The sequence below is a fragment of the Candidatus Limnocylindrales bacterium genome, from assembly GCA_035626395.1.
In the GTDB taxonomy this organism is placed as follows: domain Bacteria; phylum Desulfobacterota; class Binatia; order UBA1149; family CAITLU01; genus DASPNH01.
Map to the genome: position 1 here is coordinate 1 of DASPNR010000003.1, position 3,497 is coordinate 3,497.

General features: G+C 60.3%; 3 protein-coding genes. 2 read left to right on the forward strand and 1 reads right to left on the reverse strand.

The features are described 5' to 3' along the window. Together VEC57_03120 and VEC57_03125 are read left to right on the forward strand one after the other, a co-directional pair. Window positions 1-381 (forward strand): transposase (locus VEC57_03120; protein ID HYB98106.1); only part of this gene is annotated, 381 nt, incomplete at its 5' end. Window positions 382-2,604: 2,223 nt separating this feature from the next. Beyond that, a complete protein-coding gene (locus VEC57_03125) occupies window positions 2,605-2,934 on the forward strand; it encodes a hypothetical protein (protein ID HYB98107.1) in 330 nt (109 codons plus the stop codon). Here the strand turns inward: VEC57_03125 and VEC57_03130 are convergent. Then, on the reverse strand, window positions 2,910-3,497 hold a 588-nt coding region (locus VEC57_03130), incomplete at its 5' end, for an ATP-binding protein (GenBank protein HYB98108.1). The genes VEC57_03125 and VEC57_03130 overlap by 25 nt on opposite strands.

Genomic DNA, 3,497 nt, shown 5'->3' on the forward strand with positions numbered 1-3,497 from the left:
GGACAGGAAAGGACAGGAAAGCGGTACCAGCAAGCCTTCGCGGCATTCGCGCAGTTGTCAGAATGGACCTTATCGGACCCGGGCGAGACCATAGAACCGGTGGCGATACGATGCGGAAGTGCGTTTGAATGTCTTATCCGCCCAGGCAAGCCGACGCAGAACTGCTACGTCGAGAGTTTCAACGGCCGATTGCGCGACGAATGTCTGAACGAGAACTGGTTTGCGAGCCTGCGAGAGGCGCGCATCGTGATCGAGGGATGGAGACGGGAGTACAACACGGAACGACCCCACGGATCGCTTGGAAAGCTCACGCCGGATGAGTACCGGAGGCAATTCCGACGACCGCTAACTGGAGAAACAATGACCGCGGGACTGGCATAACTCCCGGACGTGAAACGGGGGGCAGGTCACAATAGTAGCGGGACGGCGGGTATGTTAGGAGTGTCTCTGAGCTAATACAAGGCAGAAAAAAATGCGCCGGAAATTCACTTCGAATCATTCGCTGACCGTCACGTTCGTAACCCTGTTGCTGCTTTTGAGCGCGGCGTTTGCATCCACCGGCGCTAGCGCAGTTCTGAAATGCGGTCAGCCGGTCTCAGCGGGATCTCAACCGACGGCGTCCGACTCTTTGGTCGCCCTGAAGGCTGCCGTTGGCTTGCCGTCGTGTGACGTCACGCCATGCGTTTGCGATGTCACTGCACCTTCCGGAATCACGGCAACCGACGCTTTGAGCATCCTGCGTGCTGCAGTCGGCTTGGCGACGGCCCTTACGTGCTCGTGTGCGCCCTGCTCATCCTTCGCATTCTCGGCGACCGATGGTGGCGTAATGGACAGCGGCTGGACCGGCAAAGCTCATGGCGTCACACTGCCGAGAGGAGACCTATTCGGTGCCGCGGTCGCCAAGCGCTGTGCGGGCGATGGATCTACGTGTACCTCGAACGCAGACTGCGACGACGGCAAGTGCCAGTCTACCTGCGATTGCCAAGCTGACACAGCCTGCGACATCGTAGGACCCACCTCACCGCGGCGCTGCCTATCATCGCATGACACTTGTACGAGCAATGCAGATTGTAGCAGCCCATGTGTCCATTTGCTGGGCCCACCGACTCCACTCTCTTTGGCCGGAAATCCCGTTTGTGTCGTCACGTATTTTGACTCCGAGATGAACGGGATGTTCGACGTCAGTACTGGGAACCTCCGGTGGGATGCCGTACTGCGCCGTCGAAGCCATCTTGGCATATCACTCGACCAACCATGTCCGCGGTGCGGCGCGCCGGAAGAAGATCCTTCTATCGGCGACGCTTCGACGTGCGTCGGAGGCAGTAACAACGGGTTGGTATGTATAGTCGATGCAGTTCATCCCGAGTTTGGCGGAACTTCGTACGGTTGCCCACCGACACCAAGCCAGTTCGTGAACTCTGTGCCGTTTAGACTCAACGCGACAACAGACTCGATCGAGAGGACGGCGCAGTTTGCCTGCTCGGGTGGTGATGCTGCTTCTCATCCATCGCGAGGCACAGGTAAATGTGTAGATAACGAGCAGTCGTGCTCTAGCAACGCTGATTGCATGCGCTGCGTGGCAGATACCTCGCTTCCATGTGCTAGTAACGCTGAATGCGGAGACGTTGGGCCCTGTGCTGCAGCGCCGGATCAGCCAATTAGCTGCGGCTATTGGTGTCACTGCGGCATATGTGGTGATGCGAGTGGATTATCGTGCTTCAGCAACGCGGATTGCGCAGAGGGCGTTTCCTGCGTGGCCGATATGCTTTCAATGCAACAGTTGAAGCCCAATGATTGCGTAAACGACGACCATATTTGCGGGACATCATCAGGGGAGGAATGTGCCACCACTCGTCTCGGCGAGTGCGCGGCCGCCCCCGAGCGCCTATGCGCTACTGATTCAGATTGCCTTGCAGCTGGTCCGTGCGTGCCTAACATGGACCTTCCATGCTTCGAACATAAGATCTCTCGCAATGGAGAATCAGCTTCGTTCACCACTTTGTGCCGCACGGCGCCGTCTACCTTGGCTTGTCAATCTAGCGCTTCTTGCGGGATGGATGACGAGTGCATTGAGGCCTCGGACCTTCGAGTCGTGGCTGTTTATTGTTCGCCCGGTGAGCAGACGATCTTGAATGCCGCGGCGGGATTGCCTGGACCTACAGCATGGGCAGCGTCGCTACGAGTGGAGGCGTGCGCGTGCGGCGATGGAACCGTCGGCTGCAACGAGGCGTGCGACGATTCCAACACCAGTTCCGGTGATGGGTGCGACGAGTTCTGCGCGCTCGAAAAGTAACTGGAGAATCCCGCGTATTGGCCTCAGCGATTTCCGACCATCGCTAAACGGTTGCAGGTCTTGAGCGTCCTTTTCTTGTACGGCTGCATCAATCACGCCGTCCGGCTCCACGAGAAGCCGTGTGGCCGCCCTGGTCGGCGAGTGTGAGCGACGTTCCCCCTTCCGAAGCGAACCATTCCATGAGCCAGTTCTGCCGTATCCGTTCGGCCAGTCGCGTCTGGCCTGACGGCCGCCTGACCGTAAACGTCCGATAGTCCCCGCCTTCCGCGGCCCGGCGGCGTCCTGCGAAAATGCGGACCAGGAGGTTCGCCATGCCCAAGCCGAAACGTCGTATCCGCCGTACCCGTACCGCCCAAGAGATCGCCGCGATCCTGGCCGCCTTTGATCGCAGTGGCCAGTCCGCCGCAGCCTTCGCCCGAACCAGGCCGATGTCGCTGAGCACGTTGCGATTCTGGCTGCGGCGCCGTCGCGGCGTCGTCACCGTCCCGAAACTGGTGCCGGTCAAGGTGATCGCGGCGCCGATGGCGGCGGCGCCGACGCCGCCGATCGAGATCGTGTGTCAACGGGAACCCAAAATTCCCCAGGTATGGGAACTGAAAATTCCCCACCCTCAGTTTCACTGCTGCGCCTCTGCCTCTTGAACCAAGCCGGCCTTGAGCTTGTCCTTTAGCCGGTAAGAATTGCCGCGGATGTTGAGCGTGATCGCGTGGTGCAGCAGCCGGTCCAGGATGGCGGTGGCGATCACGCGGTCTCCGAACACGTCGCCCCAGCTCCCGAGGCTCTGGTTGCTGGTCAGGATCATCGGCCCGCGCTCGTAGCGGCGGCTGACGAGCTGGAAGAACAGGTTGGCTCCTGTGCGGTCGATGGGCAGGTAGCCGATCTCGTCGACGACCAGCAGCCGCGGCACGGAGTAGAACTTGAGCTTCTCTTCCAGCCGACCTTCGCCGAGCGCCTTGGTCAGGCTGGCGATCATCGCCGCGGCCGTCGTGAACAGTACGCGGTAGCCGCGTTCGATTGCGCGCAGGCCAAGGCCGACCGCGAGGTGAGTCTTGCCCACGCCGGGCCGCGGCGCGGGGACAGGAAAGGACAGGAAAGCGGTACCAGCAAGCCTTCGCGGCATTCGCGCAGTTGTCAGAATGGACCTTATCGGACCCGGGCGAGACCATAGAACCGGTGGCGATACGATGCGGAAGTGCGTTTGAAT

Bases quoted from the DNA above. Each gene is read 5' to 3' on its own strand.
- VEC57_03125 (HYB98107.1), top strand. From the start codon at position 2,605: ATGCCCAAGCCGAAACGTCGTATCCGCCGTACCCGTACCGCCCAAGAG.